The 16,480-nt window shown below is 41.9% G+C and carries 14 protein-coding genes and 2 tRNA genes; 1 reads left to right on the top strand and 15 read right to left on the bottom strand.

What is annotated here, in order from left to right; genetic code table 11:
- Window positions 1–7 precede the first annotated feature (7 nt).
- Window positions 8–397: a YjaA family stress response protein gene (locus tag SB028_RS01775; RefSeq protein WP_069369836.1), complete on the top strand. Its 390-nt coding sequence runs from the start codon at window positions 8–10 to the stop codon at window positions 395–397.
- Between the two features lie 12 nt (window positions 398–409).
- Here SB028_RS01775 and SB028_RS01770 read toward each other — a convergent pair whose 3' ends face one another.
- From SB028_RS01770 to folP, 15 genes are all read right to left on the bottom strand, one after another.
- Entirely contained in the window at window positions 410–910 is a 501-nt protein-coding gene (locus tag SB028_RS01770) for a hypothetical protein (RefSeq protein WP_260664038.1), read from the bottom strand.
- 143 nt (window positions 911–1,053) lie between these two features.
- Window positions 1,054–2,907, bottom strand: a complete 1,854-nt coding sequence (locus tag SB028_RS01765; protein WP_069369837.1) for a DEAD/DEAH family ATP-dependent RNA helicase — start codon at window positions 2,905–2,907, stop codon at window positions 1,054–1,056.
- Window positions 2,908–3,078: 171 nt separating this feature from the next.
- A complete protein-coding gene (gene nlpI, locus SB028_RS01760) occupies window positions 3,079–3,966 on the bottom strand; it encodes a lipoprotein NlpI (protein WP_069369838.1) in 888 nt (295 codons plus the stop codon).
- A gap of 112 nt (window positions 3,967–4,078) precedes the next feature.
- On the bottom strand, window positions 4,079–6,208 hold the full coding sequence (gene pnp / locus SB028_RS01755) for a polyribonucleotide nucleotidyltransferase (RefSeq protein WP_069369839.1): 2,130 nt from the start codon (window positions 6,206–6,208) through the stop codon (window positions 4,079–4,081).
- 250 nt (window positions 6,209–6,458) lie between these two features.
- Complete coding sequence (gene rpsO / locus SB028_RS01750; protein WP_069369840.1) at window positions 6,459–6,728, bottom strand: 30S ribosomal protein S15; 270 nt, start codon at window positions 6,726–6,728, stop codon at window positions 6,459–6,461.
- Between the two features lie 123 nt (window positions 6,729–6,851).
- Complete coding sequence (truB, locus tag SB028_RS01745; protein WP_069369841.1) at window positions 6,852–7,805, bottom strand: tRNA pseudouridine(55) synthase TruB; 954 nt, start codon at window positions 7,803–7,805, stop codon at window positions 6,852–6,854.
- Complete coding sequence (rbfA, locus tag SB028_RS01740) at window positions 7,805–8,206, bottom strand: 30S ribosome-binding factor RbfA (RefSeq protein ID WP_069369842.1); 402 nt, start codon at window positions 8,204–8,206, stop codon at window positions 7,805–7,807. The genes truB and rbfA overlap by 1 nt, the downstream gene beginning before the upstream one ends.
- A gap of 303 nt (window positions 8,207–8,509) precedes the next feature.
- Window positions 8,510–11,266, bottom strand: a complete 2,757-nt coding sequence (gene infB / locus SB028_RS01735; RefSeq protein ID WP_069369843.1) for a translation initiation factor IF-2 — start codon at window positions 11,264–11,266, stop codon at window positions 8,510–8,512.
- Between the two features lie 22 nt (window positions 11,267–11,288).
- The gene (nusA, locus tag SB028_RS01730; protein ID WP_069369844.1) at window positions 11,289–12,797 is read right to left on the bottom strand and encodes a transcription termination factor NusA; all 1,509 of its coding nucleotides are present in this window, start codon (window positions 12,795–12,797) and stop codon (window positions 11,289–11,291) included.
- Between the two features lie 20 nt (window positions 12,798–12,817).
- Window positions 12,818–13,270 carry a ribosome maturation factor RimP gene (gene rimP / locus SB028_RS01725; protein ID WP_036914691.1) on the bottom strand — a complete coding sequence of 151 codons (453 nt, stop codon included), beginning with the start codon at window positions 13,268–13,270 and terminating at the stop codon, window positions 12,818–12,820.
- A gap of 202 nt (window positions 13,271–13,472) precedes the next feature.
- Window positions 13,473–13,549: transfer RNA gene (locus SB028_RS01720), tRNA-Met, on the bottom strand.
- 60 nt (window positions 13,550–13,609) lie between these two features.
- Window positions 13,610–13,699 (bottom strand) — tRNA-Leu (locus tag SB028_RS01715).
- 58 nt (window positions 13,700–13,757) lie between these two features.
- Window positions 13,758–14,102, bottom strand: coding sequence for a preprotein translocase subunit SecG (gene secG, locus SB028_RS01710; RefSeq protein WP_036914692.1), 345 nt, complete (start codon window positions 14,100–14,102; stop codon window positions 13,758–13,760).
- 165 nt (window positions 14,103–14,267) lie between these two features.
- Entirely contained in the window at window positions 14,268–15,605 is a 1,338-nt protein-coding gene (gene glmM, locus SB028_RS01705) for a phosphoglucosamine mutase (protein WP_069369845.1), read from the bottom strand.
- On the bottom strand, window positions 15,602–16,444 hold the full coding sequence (gene folP, locus SB028_RS01700) for a dihydropteroate synthase (RefSeq protein ID WP_069369846.1): 843 nt from the start codon (window positions 16,442–16,444) through the stop codon (window positions 15,602–15,604). Before folP ends, glmM begins: the two co-directional genes overlap by 4 nt.
- Between the last annotated feature and the right edge of the window lie 36 nt (window positions 16,445–16,480).

Here is a 16,480-nt window from a genome sequence, read left to right as displayed (position 1 = left end):
AAATAGGATGGAACCGATTTATATTAGAGTTTATACCAACCGTATTGAAGTACGAGATCTTCACACGAAAAAAGAAGCGATAGCACAACGTAATTTTTCTCATCGCCGAATGTTAATTGGCGATTTTTATCCTGCTATTGAAGCGATTCATATTGCGCTAAATAATCTTAGTATTAATCCATCCGCATTTTTTTTCAAAAAAAGAGATGTGGTTATTCATCCTTTAGAATGTACTGAAGACGGATTATCAAAAGTAGAAATCCGATTATTTAATGAAGTTGTCGCTGCGGGGTTTAATAATAAGTACAAAAAATTTATTATTAGTGCAAAACTCACGCCTCTTATAGATACAGAGGTAATTGAATTAATTAATAAATCGTTACACGACATAAAATGAGTATTTAGTCATTTACAAATAGGCCTCTAAATACTGATTAAACACTTGCTGATACTGCTTACGATCAAAAATAAGCTGTTCAATAGGTGTAATACCATGTTCATCAAGCTCTAGTGCGTCTTCTTTATCTAACCCATCTTCATAAGCAATATTATTCCATTTCACGTAATGGTCTGTAATATCTAAATCACAAGAAATCACAGAGCAATAATCACTACCACAATGGCAACGGTAGAGCACTAATCGATTATTATCTAATTGAGTATAAATAGGTTTAATACCTAAATATTGTTCGATTGTACTTCGAATTATTTTATGACGGTCGTAATTCGGAAAACGCGTTTTATCAACAACAAAAATATCAAAATCAAAATTTAAAAACCGCCAATCCGTTTGCCGATCAAAACCTAACCATTCGTCTAATGCCTTACCATCAACATAAAAATTAAAGTCAGCGCGTTGAATATTATTGTTTTGTTGAATACAGCGTAATTCTAGCCAATTATTTTTCATAAAGATGTCTATTTTTAGATTGATAACAACTTGATGTAATATATTTTATATCATTAAATAAGCATAAAAAAACCAGCCAATATACATTGACTGGTTTTATTTTTGTCATCAACTCAATTTAAAATTAAGTTAATTACCCACTCTTATTGGTTATGAGTGCTGCTACGACGACGTGGTGTACCTTCGTTGTTACGACCACGGAAGTTACCGCGTTCACCACCACGATCATTATTACCACGACGTTGATCACCGTTGTTAAAACGACGACCACCTTGTGGCTGACCATCACGACGGCTGTTATTACGACGCTCACGGAAAGGCTGAGATTGAGCATCACCCACTAATTGCATATTGAGGGGTTTATTCATAATACGTGTACGTGTGAAATGGCTTAATAAATCTGTTGGCATACCTTTTGGTAACTCGATGGTTGAGTGAGAACCATACAGTTTGATATTACCAATGTAACGGCTGCTGATATCGCCTTCGTTAGCAATCGCACCAACGATATGACGAACTTCCACACCATCATCACGACCCACTTCAATACGGTATAAATCCATTTCGCCTGCATCACGACGCTCACGACGAGGAGAACGCTCACGATCGTTATCACCGCGACGGCGATCATCACGATCGTTAAATTCACGACGAGGACGACGAACAGGATCGGGTGGTAAAATAAGCGCACGCTCACCTTGAGCCATCTTCAGTAATACCGCAGCCAGTGTTTCCATATCCAGCGCTTCTTCACCTTGTGGCGCTAATTTAGGTAACAGAGCGCGATATTGATCAAGGTTGCTTGTTTCTAATTGCTGAGCGATTTGCTGTGCAAATTTTTCCTGACGACGTTGGCTGATAAGTTCTGCATTTGGCAGCTCTACTTCAGGAATAGTCATCTTCATTGTACGTTCGATATTACGCAGTAAACGGCGTTCACGGTTATCAACGAATAAAATTGCACGACCAGCACGGCCAGCACGACCCGTACGACCAATACGGTGAACGTAAGATTCTGAATCCATAGGGATATCATAGTTCACAACTAGGCTGATACGGTCAACGTCGAGACCACGAGCAGCAACGTCAGTCGCGATTAAAATATCTAAACGACCATTTTTTAGACGCTCTAATGTTTGCTCACGCAGTGATTGGTTCATATCACCGTTTAACGCTGCGCTGTTATACCCATTGCGCTCTAAAGCTTCAGCAACTTCTAATGTTGCGTTTTTAGTACGAACGAAAATAATTGCCGCATCAAAATCTTCCGCTTCTAAGAAACGAATTAATGCTTCATTTTTACGTGCGCCGAATGTCATCCAATAGCTTTGGCTAATGTCTGGACGTGTCGTTACGCTACTTTGGATGCGCACTTCTTTCGGATCGTTCATAAAACGACGAGTAATACGACGAATAGCTTCTGGCATTGTTGCAGAGAACAGCGCTGTTTGGTGTTCCGCTGGGATCTTACTTAAAATATTTTCAACATCTTCAATAAAGCCCATACGTAACATTTCATCAGCTTCATCTAATACTAAACCTTTTAGTTTCGATAAATCTAATGTGCCACGATTTAAATGGTCTAATAAACGACCCGGTGTACCTACAACAACTTGTGGACCTTGGCGTAACGCGCGTAATTGAACGTCGTAACGCTGACCACCATACAGAGCAACAACATTTACTTTTGGTAAATGCTTAGAAAAATCTTCAATTGCTTCAGCAACCTGAACCGCAAGTTCACGAGTCGGTGCTAAAACTAAAATTTGTGGTGCTTTTAATGATTCATCAAGATTGTGTAATAATGGCAGGCTAAATGCAGCAGTTTTACCACTACCTGTCTGTGCCATGCCCAAAACATCATTACCGTTTAAAAGGAAAGGAATACATTGTTGCTGAATTGGAGAAGGCTTCTCGTAGCCTAAGTCATTCAGTGCAGTCAAAATAGGTGCTGATAAACCTAGATCAGCAAAAGTCATATCGGTTTCAGTAGTCATGTCACTGTGCCTCATTCATTATGGCAGCCAGTTGACATAACATACCGCATGGTTTGTCGGTCTTTATCATCTAAAATGTGAACTGGCTCAAATTATATTATTAAACGAACAAACAAGCCCTCATCCTATGCAGATGATGGCTTTCAAACTGATCAGAGAAATGTTCGTCAGCTATTGCTGGTCCGATTCCGCTAGGTCTTCTTGTTGGCCTAACAGTGCTAATTCCAACAATGCGTAGCGGTGCTCAACAAAGTTATGTGCGTTGTTGGCAACCGTCAGCTTGAATAACGCTTCTGCGCTATCCGTATCCCCCAGACTTAGGTAATACTTACCTAAATAGAAGTTAGTTTCACTAAGATGCTCAGCGAGCGAAGTGTTATCGGTTGAAGCCTCATTTAGTTTCAACATTAATGTTTTCTCATTAATATCACCTAAATAAAACTCAACTATATTCCATCCCCATTGCCCCGTTTTATCCGCCTGTTGGTATCGCTGTTTTAGCTGTTGTTTAGCCAAATCAGTGTTTATCTCTTTTTCTACAAGATATAACCAAAGCGAACGAATAGGATCATTTGGAGCGACCTGATAAAACGCCTGCAGATCATCCTGCGCCAATTTCAATCGGCCACCGTAGTACGAAGCGATACCACGATTAAAACGCGCATTATTGTAAGTTGGATCAAGCTCTAAAACAGAATCAAACGCTTCATAAGCAGCATCGTAATTTGCTGCTTGCGTAAAATAGATACCTAGAAAATTAAAAATTTCTAGCATATCTGGTCGTATTGATAGCGCCATTGAAAAATCATTACGCGCTAAAGCTCGTAAACCGAGGCTATCATACAGCACACCACGCTCATATAAAAGCTGTGCGTACTCATCTTCGGTTAATGAGCGGCTCGCTAAGATTTGTTCTATACGAGCCAATATCACTTCTTGTTGTAAAGAAGGCTGCAATGGTGTGGCAAAAATCGCATTCTGACGCCACTCTGGACTAGTGCTGCATCCGGAAATAAAGATGAAAACAGCAATAGAACAACTGCGCAGAAATGTTTTCATTTCTCACTCCCAAAGTCAGACCTTTCAACAAAAAGCGTTCTAGACGTCCTACTTGTCAATCATAATAAGTCTCTACCGATACCTATGTCTAGATATCGGTAGTAGAATATCATTAATTCGCAGAATCTTCAGAAGAAGTTTCTGTTGCTTCCTGCTGATTAGCTTGAGCTTCTTTCATGCTTAAGCGAATACGGCCTTGACGGTCAATTTCCAGTACTTTAACTGGCACTTCTTGACCCATTTCTAAGTAGTCACTCACTTTCTCAACACGTTTGTCTGCGATTTGAGAAATATGAACCAGACCTTCTTTACCGCCACCGATAGCAACGAATGCACCGAAATCTACGATACGTGTTACTTTACCGTTGTAGATACGACCCACTTCAACTTCAGCAGTAATTTCTTCGATACGAGCGATAGCTTGTTTTGCTTGATCGCCACTTGTCGCAGCAATCTTCACTGTACCATCATCTTCGATTTCGATAGTTGTGCCAGTTTCTTCCGTTAATGCACGGATAACAGAGCCGCCTTTACCGATAACGTCTTTGATCTTGTCTGGATTAATTTTGATAGTATGAATGCGTGGTGCGAATTCAGAAATATCAGCACGAGGTTGGCTAATTGCATCTTCCATTACGCCTAAAATGTGTAGACGTGCGCTTTTCGCTTGGTTTAACGCAACTTGCATGATTTCGCGAGTGATACCTTCGATTTTGATATCCATCTGTAATGCGCTGACACCGTTACGGCTACCCGCAACTTTAAAGTCCATATCGCCTAAATGGTCTTCATCACCCAGAATATCGGAAAGAACAACAAAGTTGTCACCTTCTTTCACTAGACCCATTGCAATACCTGCAACAGATTCTTTAATTGGTACACCTGCGTCCATTAGTGCTAAAGAAGCACCGCAAACTGATGCCATTGAAGATGAACCATTTGATTCAGTGATTTCAGAAACCACACGAACGGTATATGGGAATTCTTCAATAGTTGGCATTACGGCTAATACGCCACGTTTGGCTAAACGGCCATGACCGATTTCGCGACGTTTTGGTGAACCCATCATGCCTGTTTCGCCAACAGAGTATGGAGGGAAGTTATAGTGCAGTAAGAATGTATCAGTGTGCTCACCCATGATGTCATCGATAGTTTGAGCATCACGAGCAGTACCTAATGTTGCCGTTACCAGCGCCTGAGTTTCACCACGAGTAAACAGTGCTGAACCGTGAGTACGTGGTAATAAACCCGTGCGAATATCCAATGCACGTACCATATCTTTTTCACGGCCATCAATACGTGGTTCGCCAGCTAATACACGAGCACGAACGATATTTTTCTCAAGACCTGAGAAGATTTCGCTGATTTCAGCTTCATCTAAAGTTTCATCTTCAGCGACTAACGTCGCGATAACTTCATCACGGATCGCTTCGATTTGTTCATAACGCTCTTGTTTTTCAGTAATACGGTAAGCATCACCAATACGAGTTTGAGCTAATTGCGCAATGCGGTCATGTAAAGTTTGGTTGATAGCTTCTGGCGCCCAATCCCATTTTTCTTTACCCACTTCTGCAACTAATGCATTGATGTTTTCGATCACAACTTGTTGTTGATCATGACCAAAGACTACCGCACCTAACATTTCTTCTTCTGATAATAAATCAGCTTCTGATTCTACCATCAGTACCGCACCTGCAGTACCTGCAACCACTAAGTCTAATTTACTAACTTTCAGCTCATCAACAGTTGGGTTTAGAACATACTGTCCATCGATAAAACCAACACGAGCGCCACCGATAGGACCATTGAATGGAACACCTGACAGCGCTAATACCGCAGAAGCACCAATCATTGCAACGATATCTGGGTTAACTTGTGGGTTAACTGAAACAACAGTAGCAACGATTTGAATTTCGTTTAAAAAACCTTCTGGAAATAATGGACGTAAAGGACGGTCAATTAAACGCGCAATTAACGTTTCGCCTTCACCAGGGCGGCCTTCACGACGGAAGAAGCTACCTGGAATACGACCAGCAGCGTATGAACGCTCTTGGTAGTTAACAGTTAATGGGAAGAAGTCTTGTCCAGCTTTAACTTTTTTCTTGGCTACAACAGTAACGAAAACAGCGGTGCCGTCCATATCGACCATAACAGCTGCTGTTGCTTGACGAGCCATCATACCTGTTTCTAATGAAACAGTATGTTGACCGTATTGAAATTTACGAACTGTAGGATTCAGCAAAATAATATCCTTTATCTTATTGTCGCCAGATGTTTAGCGACGATGAATGATCTTTTCTCCGCTACGTCCCCTCGCGACTAATGAAAATATTGACCACTTAATGATAAACACTTTCATTAGCCGCGCGAATTGTCGTAACTAGAGAGACTAAATAACAATCACCACATTAAAACATAACGACTAATATTAAAAATAGCACTTTCTAGTAGAAAAGGGGCCAACAGGCCCCTTTCCACTGAAACTCACTTAATTAGCGACGCAGACCTAAACGTTCAATCAGTGCAGCGTAACGAGCAACATCTTTACGTTTCAGGTAGTCCAGCAGATTACGACGGCTGGAAACTTTACGCAGCAGACCACGACGGCTGTGGTGATCTTTTTTGTGCTCTGAAAAGTGACCTTGCAGGTGGTTGATTTCTGCAGTCAGCAGTGCAATCTGAACTTCGCTTGAGCCAGTATCGTTAGCATCACGACCAAATTCAGCAACGATTTGTGCTTTCGCTTCAGTACTTAGAGACATAATAAACTCCAAATTAAGTAAAATTTTCAGATAGCCAATCTCTAATTCAGCTATCCAACTCAGCCACCTAAACAGATAGCCGCATTATTCTACGCTTCAAACACTTTTAGCGCAAGATTGCTATTAAGTGTTATCTTGTGCGCTATAGTCTACAACCACTCTTTTCGGAGCAACGAGACCCTCTTTAATGATAGCAAGACCAATGAATTTTTTTTCATCACCCTCTGTCACTCTTACCCATTCGCCTTCATTGATATCATGATTAACACGAACAGGCTGCCCCAGTTTGAGATAACCCGCAATAATTGTGCTCAAATTCACAACAGGAAAATGAGCAACAGCGGTATCCATAGGCAATAGTAGTGCATCAAGCGCCAAGAAAGGATCTTCTTGCACAGTTTGTGCATCCTCTATCATCGTTCTTAATTGCTCTAACGTTACCATTCGCTCTTTAGGATAATCTGCGACTTCTAATCGACGTAAGAAAATAACGTGAGCACCACATTGTAATTTCTCACCAAGATCATCAATAATTGTTCGAATGTAAGTCCCTTTAGAACAATGAATTTCCAGCTCTAGCTCATCACCTTCCCAGCGAATAAACTGGAGTTCATAGACCGTGATGGGTCTTGCTTCTCGCTCAACTTCAATACCTTGTCGAGCGTATTCGTAAAGCGGTTTACCTTGATGCTTTAAAGCAGAATACATTGAAGGAACTTGCAATGTTTCTCCACGAAAACTATCCAAGGCATCATCTAAGGCTTGCTGTGTAAATTGTATAGGACGCTCTTGAATCACCTCGCCATGTGCATCAGAGGTATCTGTTCGTTGCCCTAAACGTGCAATAACGCGATAACGCTTATCAGAATCCAATAGAAACTGTGAAAATTTCGTTGCTTCACCTAAACAAATAGGGAGCATACCTGTTGCTAAGGGATCCAATGCTCCCGTATGCCCAGCCTTACTGGCATTAAACATACGGCGAACTTTTTGGAGTGCATCGTTAGAGGAAATATCTTGGGGTTTATCGAGTAGCAATACGCCGTTAATCTCACGCCCCTTACGACGACGCCCCATTACTTGTCCTCTTTATGACGACGCTCTTCATCGTTTTTAACGACATTAGAAACTAAGTTAGACATACGCATACCTTCAACTAATGAGTTGTCATAAGCAAATGTCAGTTCAGGTACAATACGTAAACGCATTGCTTTGCCTAACAAAGAACGAATAAAGCCAGCCGCTTCATTAAGTGCAGTTAAACCATCATCAACCATCTCTTCTTCGCTTTTTTCACCACCTGACAAGTTTAAAAAGGTGACGAACACTTTGGCATAAGCCAAATCACGAGAAATTTCAACACCAGAAACTGTTGCCATTCCAATACGTGGATCTTTGACTTCGCGTTGTAAAATGATGGCGATTTCTTTTTGCATTTCCTGAGAAACACGCTGACTACGGCTAAAATCTCTTGCCATTTTATTTCTCCCTGACAATAGGCTATCGTCCTAGTTGTCATTGTTAATTCAAATCTAAAATCAATGATATCTAAAGAGTATACATGAAGTGATATTTAACAACCGCTTTCTCTGATTTCTTTCTTTAGAAATAAAATGTTTCTTTGGTGCTATTTTACCCTGTTATTTCACTTTCATAAATTACTGAAGGGCAATCTATTTCGGTTATGTTGAAAAATGAAGAGAAAATAAAAGGAGAATACAGCAAAGAAAGGAATTAAGAAGGGAGCCCTTGAGCTCCCTTTTAAAACAAAACGGACTAAATTAATCAATAGAACGTTTGATTTCGATAACTTGGAAGACTTCAATCATGTCGCCAACACGGACATCGTTGTAGTTTTTCACACCGATACCACATTCCATGCCATTACGTACTTCGTTGACGTCATCTTTAAAGCGACGCAGTGACTCAAGTTCGCCTTCATAGATAACCACGTTATCACGTAGAACACGAATTGGGTTATTACGTTTAATGTTACCTTCAACCACCATACAGCCCGCGATCGCGCCAAATTTAGGTGATTTAAACACATCACGAACTTCTGCAAGTCCCATGATTTCTTGTTTATATTCAGGTTCCAACATACCGCTCATTGCCAGTTTAATTTCATCAATCAGGCTATAGATAACGGAGTAGTAACGTAAATCAACGCTTTCTTGTTCAATGATACGACGAGCAGATGCATCAGCACGAACATTGAAGCCAAGAATGATTGCGTTAGATGCGGCTGCTAATGTTGCGTCAGTTTCGGTAATACCACCGACACCTGAACCGATGATTTTTAGTTTAACTTCATTAGTAGACAGTTTAGCTAATGCATCAGTAATCGCTTCACAAGTACCTTGAACGTCAGTTTTCAGAACGATGTTCAGTTCAGACGTTTTACCTTCTTCCATGTTAGCAAACATGTTTTCCAGTTTAGATTTCTGCTGACGAGCCAGTTTAACATCACGGAATTTACCTTGTCGGTATAAGGCGACTTCACGCGCTTTCTTCTCGTCACGAACAACCGTTGCTTCATCACCCGCAGAAGGAACGTTAGACAGACCTAAAATCTCAACTGGCATTGATGGACCAGCAGATTGAACGTCTTGACCTAATTCGTTACGCATTGCACGAATACGACCGTATTCGAAACCACACAGAACGATGTCACCTTTATTCAGTGTACCTTCACGGACAAGAATAGTAGCAACTGGACCACGACCTTTATCAAGGTAAGATTCGATAACAACACCGCTTGCCATACCTTCTTTAACTGCTTTCAGTTCAAGAACTTCAGCTTGTAAAAGAATAGCATCCAGCAATTCGTCAATACCTAAACCTTGTTTTGCAGATACGTGTATAAACTGAGTTTCGCCACCCCAATCTTCTGGCAGAATACCATATTGAGACAGTTCAGTTTTAACGCGATCAGGATCAGCTTCGTGTTTATCAATTTTGTTCACGGCAACCACAACAGGTACGTTTGCTGCTTTTGCGTGTTGGATTGCTTCGATAGTTTGTGGCATGACACCATCATCTGCCGCAACAACCAGAACAACGATATCCGTTACCTGAGCACCACGAGCACGCATTGAAGTAAATGCGGCGTGACCTGGGGTATCTAGGAAGGTGATTTCACCTTTGTCAGTTTTAACGTGGTAAGCACCGATATGCTGGGTGATACCACCCGCTTCGCCTGAAGCGACTTTCGTTGAACGAATGTAATCCAGTAATGATGTTTTACCGTGGTCAACGTGACCCATGATAGTTACAACAGGTGCACGAGATACTGCGCTTTCTTCACCAGTATCACGATCGCTCATGACTTGTTCTTCTAACTCGTTTTCACGACGTAAGATAACTTTGTGACCCATTTCTTCAGCAACAAGCTGTGCCGTTTCTTGGTCTAAAACCTGATTAATGGTCGCCATAGCGCCCATTTTCATCATAGTTTTAATAACTTCAGACCCTTTTACTGCCATTTTGTTAGCAAGTTCGGCAACAGAAATAGTCTCACCGATAATAACATCACGGTTTACAACAGCTGCTGGCTTATTGAAGCCTTGCTGTAATGAGCTACCTTTGCGTTTACCTTTCTTGTTAGTACGACCCGCAGCGCGCGCTTCTTCACGATCTGCTTTTTCAGAATGGCGGTTGTTTTTCTTAGGACGAGGAGCCTTAGCGTTGCGACCACGACCGCGGCCACCTTCAACTTCAGCATCACTCTCATCTTCTGCATCACGAGCATAACGTGATGTTGTTACATGATAGTCTGAGCCTTCAGTTTCTGGCGCTTTAGGTTCAGCAGTCCATTTATCAGCATTTTCTTCAGCTAAACGACGTGCTTTTTCTGCTGCAATTCGTGCTTCTTCTTCCGCTTTACGGCGCTGTGCTTCTTCCGTTTTACGCTTCAGTTCAGCTTGTTCAGCATTGCGACGCGCTTTTTCCTGATCTGCTGCTTTATCAGCTTTTGGTTTATCGTTTTGTTTCACTTTATCTTTTTCCGCTGCTTCGCGCTTAGCTAATTCCGCTGCTTCACGTTTTGCTTCTTCAGCTTCACGTTTCGCTTTTTCTTCGGCGTCTTTCTTTGCCTTTTCAGCTTCACGTTTTGCTTTTTCTTCAGCTTCGCGCTGTGCTTTCTCTTGTGCTTCGCGCTGGGCTTTTTCTTCTGCTTCGCGATGCGCCTTTTCTTCCGCTTCACGCTGAGCTTGCTCATCCGCTTGCGCTTTTTCAACGGCGTCACGGTTCACATAAGTGCGTTTTTTGCGGACTTCGATGGCTACTGATTTACTTTTGCCACCTGTACCAGGAACACTTAACGTACTGCGCACTTTGCGCTGTAACGTTAATTTTTCTGGTTGGCTGGTTGATACGTCTTTATCACGATTCAACCAAGCCAGTAAGGTTTCTTTCTCTTTTTGGGAGACAGAATCAGAGACGGTCTTCTTAATACCGGCATCAGCAAACTGCTGTACCAAACGTTCAACCGGTGTCTGAATCTCTTCTGCCAGTGATTTTACTGTTTCATCTGTCATTCTGTTCCTTCCTGCTCAGTTGTTACGCATCATTCCCAAACCAGCAGATATTACGTGCGGCCATAATGAGTTCGCCTGCGCGCTCACTATTTAAACCTTCAATATCAGTTAGGTCGTCGATACCCTGTTCGGCAAGATCTTCCAGTGTGCAGATACCACGGGCAGCTAGATCAAATGCTAAAGAGCGCTCCAAGCCTTCGAGAGCTAATAAGTCCTCAGCTGGCTGGTTATCGCCTAGGCTTTCTTTTTGAGCCAACTCAATCGTTGTGAGTGCAGCTTTTGCTCTTTCACGTAGAGCTTCAACGGTATCTTCATCTAATCCGTCAATAGCCAGCAGTTCACTGATTGGCACATAAACTAACTCTTCAAGGGTAGAGAAACCTTCTTCAACTAAAACAGTTGCGAAGTCTTCATCAATGTCGAGATGCTTAGTAAATATTTCAATGGCTGCGTTTGCTTCTGCCTGATGTTTTGCATTTAATTCATCAGCAGTCATGACGTTTAATTCCCACTTGTCATCACCACGATGTTTTTTCAGTAACTGTGCTGCTAGACGAACATTTTGACCATTACGGCCGATTGCCTGCGCAAGGTTACTGCTTTCAACTGCAACATCCATTGTACATTTGTCTTCATCGACAACAATAGAAGCAACATCTGCCGGAGCCATTGCATTAATGACGAATTGTGCAGGATTATCATCCCACAGAACAATATCAATTCGTTCGCCGCCCAATTCGCTGGAAACGGCTTGTACACGTGCACCACGCATACCAACACAAGCACCCACAGGGTCAATACGCTTGTCGTTAGTTTTTACTGCGATTTTGGCACGAGAACCTGGATCACGCGCTGCAGCTTTAATTTCAATGATTTCTTCGCCAATTTCTGGTACTTCAATACGGAAAAGTTCAACCAGCATTTCAGGGCGAGAGCGTGTCACGAAAAGTTGTGCACCACGAGTTTCTGTACGTACGTCGTATAAAACACCGCGTAAACGGTCACCTGGACGGAAATTTTCACGCGGTAACATATCTTCGCGTAAAATAACCGCTTCAGCGTTATTGCCTAAGTCTAACGTGATATTTTCACGATTCACTTTCTTCACAACACCCGTGATAATTTCGCCTAATTGTTCGCGGAATTGATCAACAACCATTGCTCTTTCAGCTTCACGTACTTTTTGTACGATAACTTGTTTCGCAGTTTGTGTTGTAATACGGTCGAAAGTGACAGATTCAATCTGATCTTCAATATAACCACCCAGTTCAATACTAGGATCTTCATATTGCGCTGCTTCAAGTGTGATTTCACGAGTTGGTTGAGTCACTTCCTCAACGGCAACCCAACGACGGAATGTATCAAAATCACCCGTTTTACGGTCGATACATACGCGAACGTCAATTTCTTGCTCGTACTTTTTCTTAGTTGCTGTCGCTAGTGCGGTTTCCAGTGCTTCAAAAATCTTTTCACGAGGAAGAGATTTTTCGTTAGAGACCGCTTCCACAACAGCCAGAATCTCTTTGTTCATCCTAGTTGCCTCTTCAAAACTTAAAAGTGGGGTACCAGGTTAGCTTTCTGGATGTTGCTCAGTGCGAACACTTCGTCTTTACCATCCACAGTAACCGTGATCATTTCGCCAGCGACAGACTTAATAATGCCCTGCCATTTACGGCGGTTTTGCATTGCAATTCGTAATACGATAGCGGCTTCTTCGCCGATAAATTGCTCATAATGCGTTGCAGTGAATAAAGGTCGTTCTAAACCAGGAGAAGAAATCTCAAGGTTATAAACTGTTTGAATTGGATCTTCGACATCCAGCACAGCACTGACCTGGTGGCTAACATCAGCACAATCATCAACAGTGATACCGTCTTCACTATCAATATAGATGCGCAATGTTGATTCTCGGCCACGAATAAATTCAAGACCGACAAATTCAAAGCCTAATGCTTCTACTGGTGCTGAAACCATCGCTGTTAATTTTTGCTCTAATGTGGACAAACCCACCCCCAAGGCATAAAAAAAGGGCCTATAGCCCAGTATTCTATTCTCTGATAACAAAAAACCCCGAAATTCGGGGCTTTATGCAACTGGACCCTGTAACTTGCCATTCGAGAATAACCTCTTCTTACGGCACATTCCACTCAGGATCATAATCGGTTCAACTAGATGATTAATGAGAAAAGTGCTGTATTGTTAGAAGTGGTTGCGGGGGCCGGATTTGAACCGACGACCTTCGGGTTATGAGCCCGACGAGCTACCAAGCTGCTCCACCCCGCGTTCGAAAAACGTGGCAAATTTTACGCTGATAACAAGCAAAACGCAAGCTATCTGGAATAATGGTGCCGAGAACGGGACTTGAACCCGTACGCCCGTTTTATAGGCACTACCACCTCAAGGTAGCGTGTATACCAATTTCACCACCTCGGCACTTAATGAGACTGTTACTGCGTAACAATTAACAATCCCATTTAAATCTTTACTTAGTTTACTGCGGAATATCTGTATTTGCTGGCGCTACAGGCGCTGCTAACTGCTCAGCTTTTTTAGCTTCTTCTGTAGTCTGCTCGATAGACATCCATTTGCTGTCTTCACGCACAGTTTTATTGGCACTTAGATTACCTAAAATAAGGGCAAGTACAATAAAAGCTGTCGCTAAAACAGCGGTCATACGGGTCATAAAGTTAGCTGAACCGCTTGAACCAAATACTGTACCGGAAGCACCTGCACCAAAAGAAGCGCCCATATCAGCACCTTTACCCTGCTGTAACAGGATCAGACCAACTAGCCCTGTTGCTACAATGATAAGAATAACAATGAGTGCCGTATACATTTGCGTTACCTTTTCTATGGAACTTATCGACTTAACGATAACCTTCGATTGCTTCACCCGCTTTAGTTCAAGACCTTACTAAGCGGGTGTGAATACTAACCAAAGCTGAACTGACAAGCAAGGTTATTTTTCTACAAAGTGATTGATTGAAGAAAAAATCATCAATTAACCGACGTGCTTCACCGCGTCAGCAATACGATTTGCCATCGCCGTGACTTGCTCTTCATTTTCACCTTCAACCATGACACGAATTAAAGGTTCTGTTCCTGATTTACGCAGCAATACACGACCTTTGCCAGCCAGTTCTTCTTCAACTGCTTTAGCGACATTCTGAACTTCAGATGTTTGTAGCGGATCGTGACTACCCGTAAAGCGAACATTCACTAAAATTTGTGGTAATAGTTTCATTCCACTACATAGGTCATGCAGACTCATATGGTTACGCACCATTGCACTTAAAACTTGTAAACCGGCAACAATACCGTCACCCGTAGTCGTTTTATCTAATAAAATAATGTGACCTGAGTTTTCAGCACCTAAACGCCAACCTTTCTCTTGTAATTTTTCAAGCACATAACGGTCGCCTACTTTTGCTCTTGCAAAAGGAATACCTAGTTGTTTAAGTGCAATTTCTAATCCCATATTGCTCATTAGAGTACCCACTGCACCACCACGTAATTGACCTTGGCGTAATGCTTCTCGCGCAATAATATAGAGAATTTGGTCACCATCAACTTTTAGACCTTGATGGTCAACCATGATGATACGGTCGCCGTCGCCGTCAAAAGCTAAACCAACATCCGCGCCTTCTTCTAATACGCGTTTTTGCAACATACGAACATCTGTTGCACCACACTCTTCGTTGATATTGATACCCGTTGGATCACAACCAATAGTGATCACTTCAGCACCTAATTCACGAAATACGTTTGGTGCAATATGGTATGTGGCACCATGAGCACAATCGACAACCACTTTTAGACCATTAAGATTGTTTTCATTCGGGAAAGTCCCTTTACAAAATTCAATATAACGACCTGCCGCATCCACGATACGATTTGCACGTCCCAATTCTGCTGATTCAACACAGGTAATTGGCTTTTCCATTTCAGCTTCGATCGCTTCTTCTACTTCATCAGGTAATTTTGTACCATCAATAGAGAAAAATTTGATCCCATTATCATAATAAGGGTTATGAGAAGCTGAAATCACAATCCCTGCTTCAGCGCGGAATGTACGCGTTAAATAAGCAACAGCAGGTGTTGGCATTGGCCCTGTAAATGAAGCCGATAAGCCTGCTGCGGCTAAACCCGCTTCTAATGCTGATTCCAACATATAGCCAGAGATACGTGTATCTTTACCAATAATGATTTTGCGAGAGCCATGACGTGCTAATACCTTGCCCGCAGCCCAACCTAGTTTTAATACAAAATCAGGTGTAATTGGACTATCACCTACTTTTCCACGGATACCATCTGTTCCAAAGTATTTACGTTCGCTCATTCATTATTTTCCTTTGCAGAAAGAGTCGCCTGTACAACTTTCATCGCATCAACCGTCTCTTTAACATCGTGTACACGAATAATTTGTGCGCCTTGCATTGCTGCAATGACTGCGCATGCCACGCTACCAGCAACACGCTCTTTTGGTGGCACATTCAATAGTTGTCCAACCATTGATTTGCGTGACATTCCGGCAAGTATGGGTAGACCAAAGTGATGAAGTTCACTTAAGTGTGCTAATAATTGGTAATTATGCGCTAAATTTTTACCAAAGCCGAATCCTGGATCAAGAATAATTTGATTTTTTTCGATCCCTGCATCAACACAACGTTGAATATTTTCTTGTAAAAAACGATCAACATCCATCATCACATTCTCATAATGTGGCGATTGTTGCATGGTTTTAGGATCACCCTGCATATGCATAATACACACTGGCAGACCCGTTTTAGCCGCTGCTTCAAGTGCTCCTGGCTCTTGTAACGAACGAATATCATTGATAATTGAAGCACCTACATTTGCTGATTCAGTAATGACTTGAGCTTTGGATGTATCAACAGAGATCCAAACATCAAAACGCTGACGAATAGCCTCAACAACAGGAACAACACGCTGCAACTCTTCATCAATAGAGACATCACTTGCGCCAGGTCTGGTAGATTCACCACCAATATCGATGATAGAAGCTCCTTCAGCAATTAATTTTGCAGCATGGTCAACGGCATCATTAAGTGAATTATGAGTGCCACCATCAGAAAAAGAGTCTGGAGTGACATTCAAAATCCCCATAACTTGAGGTGTTGATAAGTTAAATTCTGTTCCTCTGACCATTAATTTCATTTCATTGATACCTTCATAAAAAAACCCCAGAAGCCT

Origin of the sequence: Proteus vulgaris (genome assembly GCF_033708015.1) — a bacterium.
Taxonomy (GTDB): Bacteria; Pseudomonadota; Gammaproteobacteria; order Enterobacterales; family Enterobacteriaceae; genus Proteus.
Note: the sequence above shows the minus strand (reverse complement) of the source record. Positions and strands in the feature narration are given on the sequence as shown.